Source organism: Pseudomonas sp. P20 (assembly GCF_016463925.1).
In the GTDB taxonomy this organism is placed as follows: Bacteria; Pseudomonadota; Gammaproteobacteria; order Pseudomonadales; family Pseudomonadaceae; genus Pseudomonas; species Pseudomonas aeruginosa.
Window position 1 is genome coordinate 508,746 of record NZ_JAEMVM010000007.1, and the last position, 16,483, is coordinate 525,228.

A 16,483-nucleotide genomic window follows, 5' to 3' on the forward strand; every position below is an offset into this window, starting at 1 on the left:
CATGGCCGCGCCGATCAGCGCCGAAGAGGTGGCCCACCGGGCCGCCTCCGACGCCGAACTCATCGCCTGGGTCGACGAGCAGGACCGCCCGCTCGGTAGCCTGCCGCGCGCGGAGCTGCGCGAGCGCGGGCTGATCGGTCGCGGCACCTTCATCCTGCTGTTCAACTCCGCCGGCGAGCTGTGCGTGCAGCGCCGGACCCTGAGCAAGGCGGTCTATCCCGGGTACTGGGACCTCGCCGCCGGCGGCATGGTCCAGGCCGGCGAGCCCTACGCCGACTCCGCCGCCCGCGAACTGGAGGAAGAGCTGGGAATCCGCGACGCGGTCCTGCGCGAACATGGTCGCTTCTTCTTCGACGAACCGGGCAACCGGCTCTGGTGCGCGGTGTTTTCCGCCGTCTCCGATGCGCCCTTGCGCCTGCAGGCGGAGGAAATCTCCGAGGCCCGCTTCATCCGTCCCGAACTGGCGCTGGAGGAGGCTCGCAGCTTGCCGTACTGCCCCGATTCCCTGCAGGCGTTGCGCCTGTACCTGGACGCCTGAGCCGCGGATGTCGCCATTTCACCGATCAATGGCGCATTTTCGCTCTTAGCATTTGCTCGCAATGCTGCTAAATTGCGCGACCTTTTCGGGCGGTCCCCATGCCGCCCCTGCGCAGCCCCTGCCTGAGTGGGGCGTCGCGGTCGGCTCCCGCCGGCCATCGTTGTTGACCTGGCCCGTCGAGGCCATTCTGGGGGAAACGCCCGGTGGTCAAAAAAGCTTCGTCCCTGTCCGCCCTCGGCGGGCTGGTGTATTCCACGGATGGCGGCCGGCATTGCCCGGACTGCCAGCAACCCAAAGACGCCTGCATCTGCGGGCAGGCCGTAGCGCCTGTCGGCGACGGGATCGCGCGCGTGCGCCGCGAGACCAAGGGCCGCGGCGGCAAGACGGTGACCACCATCAGTGGCCTGCCGCTCGCCGGCGATGCGCTCAAGGAGCTGGCCAGCGCGCTGAAGCGGCGCTGCGGCACCGGCGGCAGTCTCAAGGACGGCGTGGTGGAGATCCAGGGCGAGCATGTCGAACTGCTGATCGACGAACTCCTCAAGCGCGGTTTCAAGGCGAAGAAGTCCGGCGGCTGACCGCGTTCTCCCCTGCAGAGAGCGGGCAGGTCCGGCACCGCGAAGGCCGCACCAGCCCTTTCCCTAGATGGGAGACTGCGGATACCCGCATGAGCGGATTTCCTCGGCTTTCCTAAACTACCGCCCAGTGTGGCGGTCAACACGGCAACGTCACATCCTCCGGCTAGCCTCCACCACAGGCGTGCCGGCCCAGGGCCATCCGGAGATCCCGGCGCCCGCCCGACCCCGAACATTGAGGAGATCACCGCGCATGGCCGCTCGACGGACTCGCAAAGACGATGGCAGCAACTGGACCGTGGCCGACAGCCGCGGCGTATACGGCATCCGCCACTGGGGTGCGGGTTATTTCGCCATCAACGATGGCGGCAATGTCGAAGTGCGTCCGCAGGGTGCCGACTCGACGCCCATCGATCTCTACGAGCTGGTCGGCCAGCTGCGCGAGGCGGGCCTGAGCCTGCCGCTGCTGGTGCGCTTCCCGGATATTTTGCAGGACCGCGTGCGCAAGCTCACCGGCGCCTTCGACGCGAACATCGAGCGCCTCGAATACCAGAGCCGCTATACCGCGCTGTATCCGATCAAGGTCAACCAGCAGGAAGCGGTGGTGGAGAACATCATCGCCACCGAGAACGTCTCCATCGGCCTGGAGGCAGGCTCCAAGCCGGAACTCATGGCGGTGCTGGCGCTGGCCCCGAAGGGCGGCACCATCGTCTGCAACGGCTACAAGGACCGCGAGTTCATCAAGCTGGCGCTGATGGGGCAGAAGCTCGGGCACAACGTGTTCATCGTGATCGAGAAGGAATCCGAGGTGCAGCTGGTGATCGAGGAGGCCGCCAACGTCGGCGTGCAGCCCCAGGTCGGCCTGCGCGTGCGGCTGTCCTCGCTGGCTTCGTCGAAGTGGGCAGACACCGGTGGCGAGAAGGCCAAGTTCGGCCTTTCCGCCGCCCAGCTGCTGTCGGTGGTCGAGCGCTTCCGCCAGGCCGGTCTCGACCAGGGCGTGCGCCTGCTGCATTTCCACATGGGCTCGCAGATCGCCAACCTGGCCGACTACCAGCACGGCTTCAAGGAAGCCATCCGCTACTACGGCGAGCTGCGCGCGCTCGGCCTGCCGGTGGATCACATCGACGTTGGCGGCGGCCTCGGCGTCGACTACGACGGCACCCATTCGCGCAACGCCAGCTCGATCAACTACGACATCGATGACTATGCCGGCGTGGTGGTCGGCATGCTCAAGGAGTTCTGCGACGCCCAGGGCCTGCCGCATCCGCACATCTTCTCGGAGAGCGGCCGGGCGCTGACCGCGCACCATGCGGTGCTGATCACCCAGGTCACCGACGTCGAGCGGCACAACGACGACGTGCCGAAGATCGTCGATCTCGACGAGCAGCCGGAGATCGTCCGCTGGCTGGCCGAACTGCTCGGCCCGACCGATGCCGAGATGGTCACCGAGACCTACTGGCGCGCCACCCACTACATCGGCGACGCCGCCGCGCAGTATGCCGACGGCAAGATCAGCCTGGCGCAGAAAGCCCTCGCCGAGCAGTGCTACTTCGCTATCTGCCGGCGCCTGCACAACCAGCTCAAGGCCCGCCAGCGCTCCCACCGGCAGGTCCTCGACGAACTCAACGACAAGCTCGCCGACAAGTACATCTGCAACTTCTCGGTGTTCCAGAGCCTGCCGGATACCTGGGCCATCGGCCAGGTGCTGCCGATCCTGCCGCTGCACCGCCTGGGCGAGGAGCCGGATCGGCGCGCGGTACTGCAGGACCTGACCTGCGACTCCGACGGCAAGATCACCCAGTACGTCGACGAGCAGAGCATCGAGACCAGCCTGCCGGTGCACGAGGTGAAGGAGGGCGAGGACTACCTGATCGGGGTATTCCTGGTCGGCGCCTACCAGGAGATCCTCGGCGACATGCACAACCTGTTCGGCGACACCGACTCGGTGAACGTCTACCAGCGCGCAGACGGCGGCATCTATCACGCCGGCATCGAGACCCACGACACCATCGAGGACATGCTGCGCTACGTGCACCTGTCGCCGGAGGAACTGATGACCCTCTACCGCGACAAGGTCGCCGGGGCCAAGCTCACCGCCCGCGAGCGCAACCAGTACCTGGATGCGCTGCGCCTGGGGCTGACCCGCTCGGCGTACCTGTCCTGACTGGCTAGCCCGTCGGCGACGGGAAGCGAACCAGGCAATGGCCGGCGGGCGCGAGGCGCCCGCCGGCCGTTTCGTTTCCGTTGTCTGGGAGTTCCGCGCAACCCTTCATTTCTACTTCCCTGCCGGCGGTGGACGTCGGCGTGGTTGCCTGCTGTGTCCGGCGGATAACGCTTCGCAGCATTCGTCCTACCCGTGGGGGGGAAGGGCTGGACGTTTCCAGCGGCTCCTGGATGCTCCGCGCCTCAGAAGTATTTCAACCAGGCGATATCCCGCCGCCGCGCCTTGAAACCGGCGAACCAGTGCACCGCCGGGTACAGCGTCACGGCCAGCAGGATGCTGCACAGCCATAGCGCCGGCACCGAGGAGAAACCGAAGTAGTCGCCCCGGTTGGCGCCCCAGATCGCCAGCGCCAGCAGGTACAGCAGCTTCAGTAGGTAGAGATGCAGCAGGTAGAAGAACATCGGCGCTCCGCCGAACGCCACCAGGGCCTTGCCGCGACCGCTCCAGTCCAGGCGTTCGAACCAGGCCAGGAGCAGCAGGCCGATTCCCAGGGTGAGGGCGAGGAACAGCAGCGACGGCGGATACTTGGTGACGTTGAAGAAGCCCATCAGGGTGATCGCCGGCGTCTCGCCGAAGGCCCAGGGTTTCTCGCCATAGCCGTTGAGCAGGCGCAGCAGGATGAAGCCGAGCAACAGCCCGCCACCGCCCGCCAGGAGGTAGCGTCGGCGCGTGGTTGCCGGCGTGGCGCCGCTGAACCAGTTGCCTGCGGCATAGCCCAGGGCGATCACACCGATCCACGGCAGCAGGGGGTAGGAGGTGCGCAGGCGCAGGGCGTCGCCCGCTTCGATCCAGCCGCGGTCGTGGAGCACCGCCCACGGCAGGTGCCAGGCCGAGCCGGGAGCGAAATGCAGCGGATCGAGCAGGTTGTGGCCGGCCACCAGCAGCACGCCGAGCGCCGCGAGCAGAGGGCGCGGCAACCAGAGCAGGGCGGCCAGGGCGAGCATGCTCAGGCCGATCGCCCAGATCACCTGGAGGTAGATCACCGTCGGCGGCAACTGGAAGGTCCAGGCGAAGTTCACCAGGGTCAGTTCCAGCGCCACCAGGAACAACCCGCGCTTGAACAGGAACGCCGAGACCGCCCGGCGTCCCTGGTGCTTCTCGCCGTAGAGGAATGCCGACAGGCCGGTGAGGAAGACGAACACCGGCGCGCACAGGTGCGCCAGGGTGCGGCTGAGGAACAGCGCCGGCTCGGTGCTGGCGACGTCCATCGGGTCGCCGACCTGGCGGTGCAGGAAAAAGGTCTCGCGGACATGGTCGAGCAGCATGAACAGCATCACCAGGCCGCGCAGGGCGTCGATGCTGTGCAGGCGGGAGGAATTGGAGACGGAGTTGGGCATGGCTGGGCTGGTCGTCGGAAAAGAGGGATGAGTATCACAGCCTGGCGGCGAGAAGCGAGATAGAGCCGGGCATTGTATTGCGAGGCCGGAATCGAACTGGTAGCGTTATAGTATATCATTTCTTTTCTGGTGCGATTTCCCATGAGAGTCAGTGTGTCGCTTGTCCTCGGTGTCGGCCTCGGTTGCAGCAGTCCGGCGCTCTGGGCGGAAACGGAAAGTCCCGCGGAGCTGGAGGTCCTCACTGTCACCGCCGAAGCGGAGCGCGCGGAGGGCCCGGTGCAGGGCTACCGGGCCAATCGGACGGCCAGCGCGACGCGCACCGACACCCGTATCGAGGACATCCCGCAAGCCATCAGCGTGGTGCCGCGCCAGGTGCTCGACGACCTTGACAGCGCTCGTATCGAACGGGCGCTGGACTTCGCCGGCGGGGTCTCGCGGCAGAACAACTTCGGCGGCCTGACGATGTTCGAGTACAACGTCCGTGGCTTCACCACTTCGGAGTTCTACCGCGACGGCTTCAGCGCCAACCGCGGCTATATGAACGCCCCGGACAGCGCCACCATCGAGCGCGTGGAAATCCTCAAGGGACCGGCCTCCAGCCTGTACGGGCGCGGCGATCCCGGCGGCACGGTGAACCTGGTGACCAAGAAGCCCCAGGCCGAGCGCTTCGCCCGCCTGCATGCCAGCGCCGGCAGTTGGGACCGCTACCGCTCGACCCTGGACCTGAACACGCCGCTGGACGAAGAGGGCGACCTGCTCTACCGGATGAACCTGGCGGTGGAGGACAGCAAGGGCTTCCGCGACTACGCCGACGGCCAGCGCCTGCTGGTGGCGCCATCGTTCAGCTGGCAACTGGACCCGGACACCTCGTTGCTGGTGGAAGCCGAGGTGGTGCGCAACCGCCAGGTCTTCGACCGCGGCACCGTGGCGCCGCACAACCACCTGGGCAGCCTGCCGCGCTCGCGGTTCTTCGGCGAACCGGACGACGGCAAGATCGACAACAACAACGAAACCCTCCAGGCCACCCTGCGCCATCACTTCAACGAGCAGTGGAGCCTGCGCCTGGCCAGCCACTACAAGCATGGCCACCTGGACGGCTACGCCTCGGAGAACTCCAGCCTCGCCGCCGACGGCTACAGCCTGCGCCGGGAGTACCGCTACCGCGACTTCGAGTGGCACGACAGCATCACCCAGCTCGACCTGCTCGGCGACCTCCATACCGGCTCGATCCGCCACCAGTTGCTGATGGGCCTCGAGTACGAGCGCTACCACAACGACGAACTGATCCTGCGTAGCATCCCGTCGCGCAACCCCTATGCCATCGACATCCGCCGGCCGGTCTACGGCCAGCCGAAACCACCCTTCGGACGCGACGACCGCAACCACGAGGAAGTCGACGCGATGGCCCTCAACCTGCAGGACCAGATCGAGTTCAGCGAGAAATGGCGCGGCCTGCTCGGCGTGCGCTTCGACCGCTACCGCCAGGACATGAACGCCACGCGCCTGAACAATGGCCGCTTCCGCGACACCAGCTCGCAGCAGACCCAGCGTGCCGCCACCCCGCGCATCGGCGTGCTGTACCAGGCGACCCCGGAGGTCGGCCTGTTCGCCAACGCCTCGAAATCCTTCAAGCCCAATGGCGGTACCGACATGGCCGGCAAGGCCTTCGACCCGGAGGAGGGGCGCGGCTACGAGGCGGGGGTGAAGCTCGACCTGCTCGATGGCCGGCTGGGCATGACCCTCGCCGCGTTCCACCTGAAAAAGAAGAACGTGCTCACCGCCGACCCGAGCAATCCCGGTTACCAGCAGACCGCCGGCGAGGCGCGCAGCCAGGGCTTCGACCTGCAGTTCAGCGGCCAGCTCACCGAGCAGTTGCGGCTGATCGGCGCCTACGCCTATATCGACGCCGAAGTGACCAAGGATGAGAACATCGCTCGCGGCAGCCGCCTGCTCAACGTGCCGAAGCACAGCGGCAGCCTGATGGGCGTCTACGAGTTCCGCGAAGGCTGGCTGCACGGCGCCGATGCCGGCGCGGCGGTCAACTATGTCGGCGAGCGCGCCGGCGACAGCAGCGACAGCGGCTTCGAACTGCCGGCCTACACCACCGTCGACCTGCTCGCGCGCTATCCGCTGGCGAGCAATGCCACCCTCGGGGTGAACGTCAACAACCTCTTCGATCGTCGCTACTACGAGCGTTCCTATAACAACGTCTGGGTCGCCCCCGGCGAGCCGCGCAACCTGACCATGAGCCTGACCCTGAACTACTGAGCCCTCTACCGCCGCCAGGAAGCCATGCCATGCAAGGACGCACACCGCTGCTGGAAACCCTCCGCGAACTGGAATGCGAGATTCGCCTGCTCACCGTCTATGCCCGCGAGTGTTGCGGCTGCTACGAGATCCTCAGGCGCAAGCTCGACCGTCTGAGCGGACTGATCGGGGAGGATTGCAGCCGGGCGCAGTGGCAGGCCGATTCGGACGACCCTGCGTTGCAGGCGCTCGGCCTGCGCCTGCGCGACGCGGCGGTGCAGGCCCTCTGCGAACTGGAGAAGCACCTTTGCCAGGGCGTGCTGCATGAGCCCGGCGAGATGGGCCGCTACCTGGGTAGCCTGCTGGAATCCATCCGCGGCGAACTCGACAGCGCCGGGATAGATGCCGATGCACGGGTCCTGTTCGTCGGCTCCGGTGCCCTGCCGACCTCGGCCCTGGTGCTGGCGCGGGAGGTCGGCGCACATTTGTGCTGCCTGGACATCGACGAGGAGGCCCTGGGCTGTGCCCGCGAGATCGCCCGCTGCCAGGGGCTGGAGGCGCGCATGCAGTTTTCCTCGCTGCCGCCGGCGGAACTGGCGTTTTCCCGCGATGCCACGCATTTCCTGATCGCTTCGCTGGTGCAGCAGAAAAGCGCGGTGCTGGCGCAGATCCGCCAGGTCATGCGCGCCGACGCCAAGGTCCTGCTGCGTCACGGCAGCGGCATCAAGGGACTGTTCAACTACCCGGTGGAGCCGGCCGAACTGGATGGCTGGCGGGTTTGCGCGGAGCGGGTCAGCCAGCCGCTGTACGACACCCTGATCCTGGAGAAGGCCGGTCGATGAATGCCGCTGATGAGAGCCTGGGCAACGTCCTGCTGGTCGGTCTGGGCGCGGTGGCGATCCAGGTCGCGCTGGACCTGCGCCGCCACGGTGCCGGTCGCCTCGGCGCGCTGAACCATCCCGGCCGGCGCAGCCAGCGGATCGCCGAGGCCCTGGCGCGCGGCGCCTGCCTGCAGCTGGAAGGGCAGGGGCAGCATCGCTGGCTGTCCGGCAACGCCGCGCTGGACGTCTTCCACCAGGACCCCGCTGAGCTTCGCGACGATTGGCAGACCCTGGTGCTCTGCGTGCCGGCCGACAGTTACCTGGACGTGGTCCGCGGGTTGCCCTGGGAGCGACTCGGCGGGGTGCGCACGCTGCTGCTGGTGTCCGCCTTCATCGGCGCCAACCTGCTGGTGCGCAGCGCCCTGCCGGCGGGGTGCCAGGCGACCGTGCTGAGCCTGTCCAGCTACTACGCGGCGACCAAGGTGATCGACGAGACACAACCGCTGCGGGCCCTGACCAAGGCGGTCAAGCGCAGGGTCTACCTGGGTTCCAGCCGGCCGGACTGCCCGGCGCGGGAGACCTGGCGGCGAGTCCTGGCCGGCAGCGGGGTGGAGGTGGTACCCCTGGCGACGCCGGAAGCGGCGGAGGGCCGCAACGTCACCACCTACGTGCACAGTCCGTTCTTTCTCGGCGAGTTCGCCCTCGCCCGGATACTTTCCGAGCAGGGGCCGCCCGGTTTCATGTACAAGCTCTACCCGGAGGGACCTATCACCCCCGGGGCCATTGGCGCCATGCGGCGGCTGTGGTGCGAGCTGAGCGAACTGTTGCGGCGGATGGGCGCCGAGCCGTTGAACCTGCTGCGGTTCCTCAACGACGACAACTACCCGGTGCACGAGACGATGCTGCCGCGCGCGGCCATCGACGGCTTCGCCGAGGCGGGCGCCGAGCGCCAGGAATACCTGCTGTTCGTGCGCTATGCGGCGTTGCTGGTCGATCCGTTCTCTCCGGCCGACGAGCAGGGTCGCCACTTCGACTTTTCCGCCGTGCCGTTCCGCCGCGTCAGTCGCGACGAAGACGGACTCTGGCGGCTCCCGCGGGTGCCGCTGGAGGACTATCGCAAGCTGGCGCTGATCGTCGCGCTGGCCGCCCACTTCGACCTGGCCATGCCGCAGGCGCGCAGCCTGTTGGCGAGCTACGAGAACGCCGTGTCCCGATTCATCGATTGCCAAGGAGCGAGCCAGTGCCATCCAAGCCTGTATCCGATCGACAGCCGTCCGGCGGCGGACGCCATCTATCGCCAATGGTGCTCGACCTGCTGAAGAGCGGGGTGCTGCTGGCGGTGCTGGCGTCCTTCACCTTCAGCGTGATGAACGCCCTGGTCAAGGAAGCCAGCGCCACCCTGCCGGCTGCCGAGATCGTGTTCTTCCGCAGCGCCATCGGTACCCTGCTGATCTATCTGCTGATGCGCCAGGCCGGTGTCGCCCTGTCGCGCCAGGGCGTGCCGATGCTGCTGGTGCGCGGGGTGATGGGGGCGCTGTACCTGGTCTGCTATTTCTACGCCATCGCCCATATCCCGCTGGCGGACGCGAGCATCCTGGCGCACATGTCGCCGTTCTTCGTCATCCTCTTCTCCGCGCTGTTCCTCGGCGAGCGGATTCCCCGGGCGGTCTATTGGCTGTTGCTGGTGGTGGTGCTCGGCGCGCTGATGATCGTCAAGCCGTTCAGCTATTCCAGCTACTCGGTATACGCCGTGGTCGGCCTGCTCAGTGCGGTGTTCGCCGCCGGTGCCTCGGTGGCGATCCGCCAACTGAGCGCGCGGCACCATACCTACGAGATCGTCTTCTACTTCCTGGCGGTGGCCACCCTGGTGGCCATCCCGCTGATGTGGAACGACTTCGTGGTGCCGGCGACGCTGCGCGAGTGGGGGCTGCTGCTGGCCATCGGGGTGGTATCGCTACTCGGCCAGGTGTTCCTAACCCGCGCCTTCAGTCACGAGAGCGCGACCATCGTTGCGGTGACCCGCTATATCGGCATCGTCTTCAACGCCGGCTGGGGCTGGCTGTTCTGGAGCGAGGTGCCGGACGCGCTGACCATCGCCGGCGGCGTGCTGATCGTGGTGGCGTGCATCGCGCTGTCGCGGACGAAGAAGGGCTGAGCCTCCGGCGCGACCAGCTCCCGCTGCTTCGCGCCGGACCGCGCCTAGAGTACGTAGCGCCAGATCGCCACGAAGTGGAGGAGGCTGCCGGCGATCACGAACAGGTGCCAGATGCCATGCCAGTGGCGGAAGCGGTGGTCATAGGCATAGAAGACGATCCCTACGGTATAGAGCACGCCGCCGGCCGCCAGCCAGGTGAAGCCGGCGCTGCCGAGGGCGGCGAGCAGCGGTTTCACCGCGATCAGCACGATCCAGCCCATCACCGCGTAGATCACCACCGACAGCACTCGCGCCTCGGAGCGTGGCTTGATCTCCTGGAGCATGCCGAGTACCGCCAGGCCCCAGACGATGCCGAACAGCGTCCAGCCCCAGGGACCGCGCAGCGTGACCAGGCAGAAAGGCGTGTAGCTGCCGGCGATCAGCAGGTAGATGGACAGGTGGTCGAGCTTGCGCATCACCACCTTCGCTCGCCCGCGCACGCTGTGGTAGGCGGTCGAGATGCTGTAGAGCAGCGTCAGGGTGACGCCGTAGACGCCGACCCCGACGATCTTCCACGGACTGCCGTTGAGGCTCGCCTGGACCGTCAGCCATACGGCGCCGGTACAGGCGGCGACCGCACCGATCAGGTGGGTCCAGGCATTGAGTCTTTCACCGTGATACATGACGCATGATCCTCCCGCGATGGACAACGCCATGGTAGGGCATGTCGGGGTGGTGTGGGTCCTGACCTTTTATTGGCGTTTTCCGTGACGGTTGCATGAAGGTTTTCCTCATCCCTCCCTGCTCGTTGGAACGGATAAAGGCTTGACGGTTTTAATTATGGTCATAATATTAAGTGTGTAATATAAACAGCCGCTGTCAGCGGTCAGGCTTTTTTCCAGCGAGAACCCACATGAACGAACAGATTGGCAATGGCGTCGCCCTGGTCACCGGCGCCTCTTCCGGAATCGGCGCGACCTACGCCGAGCACTTGGCCCGCCGTGGCCACGACCTGTTGCTGGTGGCGCGCGACCGGCAACGCCTGGAAGCCCTGGCGGATCGACTTCGCCAAGCCCACGGGGTCAGGGTGGAGATCCTGCGCGCCGACCTGTCCGAGCGCGACGATAGGTTGCGGGTCGAGCGACGGTTGCGCGACGACGCCTCGATCGCGTTGCTGGTGAACAACGCCGGCGTGGCGATGAACGGTCCGCTGGCCGATGCCGACATGGACCGGGCGGAGCGGATGATCGCCCTCAACGTAGTGGCCCTGACCCGCCTGGCTGCCGGCGCGGCGGAGGGGTTCCGCCGGCGTGGCGGCGGCGCCATCGTCAACCTTGGTTCGGTGGTGGCGCTGGCGCCGGAGTTGTTCAATGCCGTCTATAGCGCGACCAAGGCCTACGTGCTGAGCCTGAGCCAGTCGCTGCAGCACGAGCTGGCCGGCAGCGGCGTTTACGTCCAGGCGGTGTTGCCCGGCGTCACCCGTACCGAGATCTGGGAGCGCAGCGGCACCGGAATCGCCGGGATTCCCGCGGAGATGGTGATGGAGGTCGAGGACCTGGTGGAGGCGGCGCTGGTCGGTTTCGATCGGCGTGAAGCGGTGACCATCCCGTCGTTGCCGGATGCGGCCGATTGGCAGGCGCTGATGACGGCGCGGGCCAGGCTCGCGCCCAATCTGTCGCGGCAGCGGCCGGCCGAGCGCTACCTCGGCTGAGGCCCTAGCGCTCCATCTGCTCCAGCAGCTTCTTGCGCGTCGCTTCCAGTATCCGTTGCGACAGCGCCTCATCCTGCACGCTGCGCGACAGTTGCAGCGCGCCGACCAGCGAAGCGAGCAGCAGCACGGCGCGCTCGCCTGCGTCCTCGCCCTCCAGGGACGCTTCGATCATCGCCAGGCGCTTGCGCACGATGCTGTCGGTGGTTGGGCTCGGCGTGCCGCGCTGGCCGAGTTCCGCCGACAGGGTCGGCAACGGGCAGCCGGCGCCGGGGTTATCGCGGTGACGCGGCGACAGGTACTGCTCTATCAGCAGCGCCAGCGGTCGTTCCGCCTCCGCCAGGGGCGCGGTGATTTCGTCGAGTTGCGCCGCGGCATGCCGCAACGCGGTTTCCACCAGGTCGTCCTTGGACTTGAAGTGCGCGTAGAAGCCGCCATGGGTCAGGCCCAGGGCCTTCATCAGCGGTTGCAGCCCGGTGGCGCCGACGCCGTCCTGGCGGAACAGCCGGGCAGCCTCCTCGACGATACGCCGGCGGGTCTTCTGCTTGTGGTCTTCGGGATAACGCATGGCTTCGATACCTTGGAATGCAGGTCGTCATCTTAACGCCTGGCGGCCTTCCCTGGCGAAGCCGCGTTCATCCGGCCATGTGCAGGACCAGGCAGGTGGTCGAGCCGACGGCGTAGAGACGGTCGTCGACATCGTACAACCGGCCCTCGGCGACCGCCGTCGAGCGGCCGAGGTGCACAACCCGGCCTTCGGCGCGCACCGGGCCGACCTTGTCGGTCAGCGCGCGCAGGTAGCTGATCCGCAGGTCGGTGGTGGTATAGCCCTGGCCGGCCTGGAGCCGGGTATGGATCGCGCAGCCCATGCAGGAGTCCAGCAGCGACGCGGCGTAGCCGCCGTGCACGCTACCCAGCGGATTGTAGTGGCGGCGGTCCGGGGTGCCCTGGAACAGGAAGCGCCCTTCGGACCACTCGATGGGAACGAAGTCGACCAGTTCGCCGTAGGGCGGACAGGGCAGTTGGCCGCTGCCGATGCGGTCGAAGAACTCCTGCGGGGAGAGCGCGGCGACTTGCGCCAGCTCCAGGGTTCCGCTGGCGCCGAGGCGGGCGCGGGCGGCCCGCTCGGTGGCGATCCAGGCGTTCAGGCGATCTTCGCGGCCGGGCTGTTCCATGGTAGTGCTCCTGTCGTGGTGGGAAAGGGTTGCAGTAAAATTACGGTCATCATATAAGCTTTGCATGACGAGCGAAATACAATCGCTTTCGGTCCCTCTACGCGGCGTTTCCTCTATTTGCGCCGGCGTCGCCTACGCTGAGGGGGCCGTGGCGGGACAACCGAGGAGCAGGATGATGGAAAGCTATGACGTGATCGTGATCGGCGCCGGTCCGGGGGGCTACAACGCTGCCATTCGCGCCGGCCAGCTGGGCCTGAAGGTGGCCTGCGTGGAGGGTCGCGAAACCCTCGGCGGGACTTGCCTGAACGTCGGCTGCATGCCGTCCAAGGCCCTGTTGCACGCCTCGGAGCTATACGCCGCGGCGAGCGGCGGCGAGTTCGCCCGGCTCGGCATCCGGGTCAGCCCGGAACTGGACCTGGCGCAGATGATGAAGCAGAAGGACGAGAGCGTCGCCGCCCTGACCCGTGGCGTCGAATTCCTCTTCCGCAAGCACAAGGTGCAGTGGATCAAGGGCTGGGCGCGCTTGCAAGGCGAGGGCCGGGTCGGCGTGGCCCTTGCCGACGGCGGCCACGCGCAACTGGAGGCGCGCGACATCGTTATCGCCACCGGTTCGGAACCGGCGCCGCTGCCCGGCGTGCCTGTGGACAACCAGCGCATCCTCGACTCCACCGGCGCCCTGGAGTTGGTCGAAGTGCCTCGCCACCTGGTGGTGATCGGCGCCGGCGTGATCGGCCTGGAGCTTGGTTCGGTCTGGCGCCGGCTGGGCGCACAGGTCACGGTGCTGGAGTACCTCGAGCGGATCTGCCCGGGGCTGGATGGGGAAACCGCAAGGACCCTGCAGCGCGCCCTGACCCGCCAGGGCATGCGGTTTCGCCTCGGCACCCGCGTGGTCGCCGCGCGCAGTGGCGAGCAGGGCGTCGAACTCGACCTGCAACCGGCCGCCGGCGGCGCTACGGAATCGCTGCAGGCGGACTACGTGCTGGTGGCCATCGGCCGGCGCCCCTATACCGAAGGACTGGGGCTGGAGACGGTCGGCCTGGCCAGCGATCGTCGCGGCATGCTGGAGAACCAGGGACAGCGCAGCGCGGCGCCGGGCGTCTGGGTGATCGGCGACGTGACCTCGGGACCGATGCTGGCGCACAAGGCCGAGGAAGAGGCGATCGTCTGCATCGAGCGGATCGCCGGGCATGCGGCGGAGATGAACGCCGAGGTGATTCCGTCGGTCATCTACACCCAGCCGGAAGTGGCCAGCGTCGGCCTCGGCGAGGAGCAGCTGCAGGCGGCGAGGCGCGAGTACAAGGTCGGACGCTTCCCGTTCAGCGCCAACAGCCGGGCGAAGATCAACCACGAGAGCGAAGGCTTCATCAAGATCCTCTCCGATGCCCGCAGCGACCAGGTGCTCGGCGTGCACATGATCGGGCCGGGCGTCAGCGAGATGATCGGCGAAGCCTGCGTGGCCATGGAGTTCAGCGCTTCGGCGGAGGACCTCGCGCTGACCTGCCATCCGCATCCGACCCGCTCCGAGGCGCTGCGCCAGGCGGCGATGGACGTGCATGGCCGGGCCATGCAGAACTGAGGGCTCAGCCGCGCATGCCGAAGCCGCGCGCCATCAGCGTAGCCAGCAACGGAATGACCAGCAGCAGGAGCAGTTGCAGGCGCACCGCCATGACCACCCGCCGGCCCCGGGCCGGCGTCACCGCCGGCACTTCGCCGGCCTTGAGGGCGCCGCGCCAGCCAAGGAAGGTAACGGTCGGCAACAGCGAGACCAGGGCAGCGAGGACGAATAGCCCGACCTTGGCGTGGAACAGGCCATTGTGCAGGTAATAGTCGAGGCCCTTGCCGTACCACAGCACCCGCGCCAGCCCGCTGGCCAGTACCGCCAGGGCGCAGAGGCCGTAGCCGCGGTCGATCGCCGCCAGGCTGCGGGCGCGCTCCAGGTCCAGCGGCAGGCGCAGCAGGCGGTGCTGCAACACCAGCAGGGCGAACAGCAGGAAGATCGACAGGTAGTGCAGGTAGGCGACGATTGCCTGGGCCATGGCGGCGCTCCTCGGGGTGGGATGGGCACAGTCAAGCAGACCCCGGGCCAATGTGCCTGACGGCGCTTCCGGTATTCCCCGAGAATGCGTCTAGAATCGAGCTGGCCATTTTCCGGAGCCCGCCATGACCCCGCTGACGCCCGAGCAGACCCATGCCTACCTGCACCATATCGGCATCGACGATCCCGGTCCGCCGAGTCTGGCGAATCTCGACCGACTGATCGACGCGCATCTGCGCCGGGTCGCCTTCGAGAACCTCGACGTGCTGCTCGACCGTCCCATCGAGATCGACGCCGACAAGGTTTTCGCCAAGGTCGTCGAGGGCAGCCGCGGCGGTTATTGCTTCGAACTCAACTCGCTGTTCGCCCGCCTGCTGCTGGCCCTCGGCTACGAGCTGGAACTGCTGGTGGCACGGGTACGCTGGGGACTCCCGGACGACGCGCCGCTGACCCAGCAATCGCATCTGATGCTGCGTCTGTACCTGGCGGAGGGCGAGTTCCTGGTGGATGTCGGCTTCGGCTCGGCCAATCCGCCGCGAGCACTGCCTTTGCCGGGCGACGAGGCGGACGCCGGACAGGTGCATTGCGTGCGCCTGGTCGACCCGCACGCCGGTCTCTACGAAAGCGCCGTGCGCGGTCGCAGCGGCTGGCTGCCGCTGTACCGCTTCGACCTGCGCCCGCAGTTGTGGATCGATTACATCCCGCGCAACTGGTACACCTCGACCCACCCGCACAGCGTATTCCGCCAGGGCCTGAAGGCCGCCATAACCGAGGGCGACCTGCGCCTGACCCTGGCCGACGGGCTGTTCGGCCAGCGCGCCGGCAACGGCGAGACGCTGCAGCGCCAACTGCGCGACGTCGAGGAACTGCTGGACATCCTGCAGACCCGTTTTCGCCTGCGCCTCGACCCGGCCTCCGAAGTGCCGGCGCTGGCGCGACGGCTGGCGGGACTGATCTCCGCCTGAGCGCTTTTGGCCGGTGTCTTTTCGCCGGACTCCTGCGGGAATTTTCCGATGTTCCATAGAAGCCTGAACGAAACGGCTTTTTCGGTTGACCTCGTCTGGCAAGAGGTCTATAAAACCCCCGCCCGCAGAGCCGGGCACTTTCTTTCCCCCTACGAAGAGAGCCATGGACAGTATTCCCAGTAGTCGTCGCCCGGCCCAGCAGATGCCGGCTGGTGCGATGACCCAAACCAACGCACGACGGAACCCGCAACGGGTCGGTCGGTTGAGCGGCATCCTGGGCTGACCCACTGCTTCTCACCCGTGTCCGGCACGCCGGGTACAGGTGAGTCATGAACTTCGAGAATTCGGTATCCCCCGGCGTATCCGCCTTCGTGGCGAAGATGCGCGTGCGCGCCGCGCAGTCCCCCGGCGCGATCCTTCCCGGCCACGGCCATCCTGCGAGCCTCGCCTGGCGTGTCGACCCGGCCGGCGGTCGCCTGGAGTATCGCCGCCTGGAGACGCAGGTCGAAGAGAACCCTGAGAGCGGTCGCCGCCCGATGCGCGGCTGACCCTTTCTCCTGCCCAACCCTTCGCACAAGGAGCCTGCCATGGACGAACCACCAAGTCGGCCTGCTGCGTGCCGCCTGAGCGGCCGCGCGCAGTGGGCCTCACCCGGACAAGCCGAACATTCTTCCCACCGATCGCGAACATCGCGACCCGGCACGCCTTTGCCTGTCACCTGACCGGC

General features: G+C 67.2%; 16 protein-coding genes. 11 read left to right on the forward strand and 5 right to left on the reverse strand.

The annotated features are described in order from the left end of the window. Position 1 precedes the first annotated feature (1 nt). The 3 genes from JHD77_RS09715 (at position 2) to speA (ending at position 3,274) form a co-directional block, all read left to right on the forward strand. Positions 2-538 carry an NUDIX hydrolase gene (locus JHD77_RS09715; protein WP_003095369.1) on the forward strand — a complete coding sequence of 179 codons (537 nt, stop codon included), beginning with the start codon at positions 2-4 and terminating at the stop codon, positions 536-538. Positions 539-741: 203 nt separating this feature from the next. Then, positions 742-1,113, forward strand: coding sequence for a translation initiation factor Sui1 (locus JHD77_RS09720; protein ID WP_003106225.1), 372 nt, complete (start codon positions 742-744; stop codon positions 1,111-1,113). A gap of 250 nt (positions 1,114-1,363) precedes the next feature. After that, on the forward strand, positions 1,364-3,274 hold the full coding sequence (speA, locus tag JHD77_RS09725; protein ID WP_003095365.1) for an arginine decarboxylase: 1,911 nt from the start codon (positions 1,364-1,366) through the stop codon (positions 3,272-3,274). 242 nt (positions 3,275-3,516) lie between these two features. Here speA and JHD77_RS09730 read toward each other — a convergent pair whose 3' ends face one another. After that, positions 3,517-4,671 (reverse strand): DUF1624 domain-containing protein, encoded by a 1,155-nt coding sequence (locus JHD77_RS09730; protein ID WP_009877154.1) that lies wholly within the window; start codon positions 4,669-4,671, stop codon positions 3,517-3,519. Positions 4,672-4,812: 141 nt separating this feature from the next. Here JHD77_RS09730 and cntO point away from each other — a divergent pair, with 141 nt between their 5' ends. The 4 genes from cntO to cntI are packed head-to-tail and all read left to right on the forward strand — an operon-like array spanning position 4,813 to position 9,894. Beyond that, positions 4,813-6,939 (forward strand): pseudopaline transport outer membrane protein CntO, encoded by a 2,127-nt coding sequence (gene cntO / locus JHD77_RS09735; protein ID WP_004347776.1) that lies wholly within the window; start codon positions 4,813-4,815, stop codon positions 6,937-6,939. 29 nt (positions 6,940-6,968) lie between these two features. Continuing rightward, positions 6,969-7,760: a pseudopaline biosynthesis protein CntL gene (gene cntL, locus JHD77_RS09740; RefSeq protein ID WP_003112332.1), complete on the forward strand. Its 792-nt coding sequence runs from the start codon at positions 6,969-6,971 to the stop codon at positions 7,758-7,760. Then, positions 7,757-9,058 (forward strand): pseudopaline biosynthesis dehydrogenase CntM, encoded by a 1,302-nt coding sequence (gene cntM, locus JHD77_RS09745; RefSeq protein ID WP_003095356.1) that lies wholly within the window; start codon positions 7,757-7,759, stop codon positions 9,056-9,058. Before cntL ends, cntM begins: the two co-directional genes overlap by 4 nt. Further along, the gene (gene cntI, locus JHD77_RS09750) at positions 9,040-9,894 is read left to right on the forward strand and encodes a pseudopaline transport inner membrane protein CntI (protein ID WP_003104336.1); all 855 of its coding nucleotides are present in this window, start codon (positions 9,040-9,042) and stop codon (positions 9,892-9,894) included. Before cntM ends, cntI begins: the two co-directional genes overlap by 19 nt. A gap of 44 nt (positions 9,895-9,938) precedes the next feature. Here cntI and trhA read toward each other — a convergent pair whose 3' ends face one another. Next, positions 9,939-10,556 carry a PAQR family membrane homeostasis protein TrhA gene (gene trhA, locus JHD77_RS09755; protein WP_003095352.1) on the reverse strand — a complete coding sequence of 206 codons (618 nt, stop codon included), beginning with the start codon at positions 10,554-10,556 and terminating at the stop codon, positions 9,939-9,941. 230 nt (positions 10,557-10,786) lie between these two features. Between trhA and JHD77_RS09760 the strand changes: the two genes are divergently transcribed. Then, the gene (locus JHD77_RS09760) at positions 10,787-11,584 is read left to right on the forward strand and encodes an SDR family NAD(P)-dependent oxidoreductase (protein WP_003095350.1); all 798 of its coding nucleotides are present in this window, start codon (positions 10,787-10,789) and stop codon (positions 11,582-11,584) included. Positions 11,585-11,588: 4 nt separating this feature from the next. Here the strand turns inward: JHD77_RS09760 and JHD77_RS09765 are convergent, their stop codons facing one another. Then, positions 11,589-12,149: a TetR/AcrR family transcriptional regulator gene (locus JHD77_RS09765; protein ID WP_003095348.1), complete on the reverse strand. Its 561-nt coding sequence runs from the start codon at positions 12,147-12,149 to the stop codon at positions 11,589-11,591. 67 nt (positions 12,150-12,216) lie between these two features. Then, positions 12,217-12,756: a PaaI family thioesterase gene (locus JHD77_RS09770; protein WP_003095346.1), complete on the reverse strand. Its 540-nt coding sequence runs from the start codon at positions 12,754-12,756 to the stop codon at positions 12,217-12,219. A gap of 172 nt (positions 12,757-12,928) precedes the next feature. Between JHD77_RS09770 and lpdA the strand changes: the two genes are divergently transcribed. Next, positions 12,929-14,332, forward strand: a complete 1,404-nt coding sequence (lpdA, locus tag JHD77_RS09775) for a dihydrolipoyl dehydrogenase (protein WP_003095344.1) — start codon at positions 12,929-12,931, stop codon at positions 14,330-14,332. 4 nt (positions 14,333-14,336) lie between these two features. Here lpdA and JHD77_RS09780 read toward each other — a convergent pair whose 3' ends face one another. Next, positions 14,337-14,792 (reverse strand): DUF2214 family protein, encoded by a 456-nt coding sequence (locus JHD77_RS09780; protein WP_014603340.1) that lies wholly within the window; start codon positions 14,790-14,792, stop codon positions 14,337-14,339. A 124-nt stretch (positions 14,793-14,916) separates the two neighbouring features. Here JHD77_RS09780 and JHD77_RS09785 point away from each other — a divergent pair, with 124 nt between their 5' ends. After that, positions 14,917-15,756, forward strand: coding sequence for an arylamine N-acetyltransferase family protein (locus tag JHD77_RS09785; RefSeq protein WP_003112337.1), 840 nt, complete (start codon positions 14,917-14,919; stop codon positions 15,754-15,756). A gap of 329 nt (positions 15,757-16,085) precedes the next feature. Next, positions 16,086-16,304, forward strand: a complete 219-nt coding sequence (locus JHD77_RS09790) for a hypothetical protein (protein WP_003095337.1) — start codon at positions 16,086-16,088, stop codon at positions 16,302-16,304. Positions 16,305-16,483: the final 179 nt, after the last annotated feature.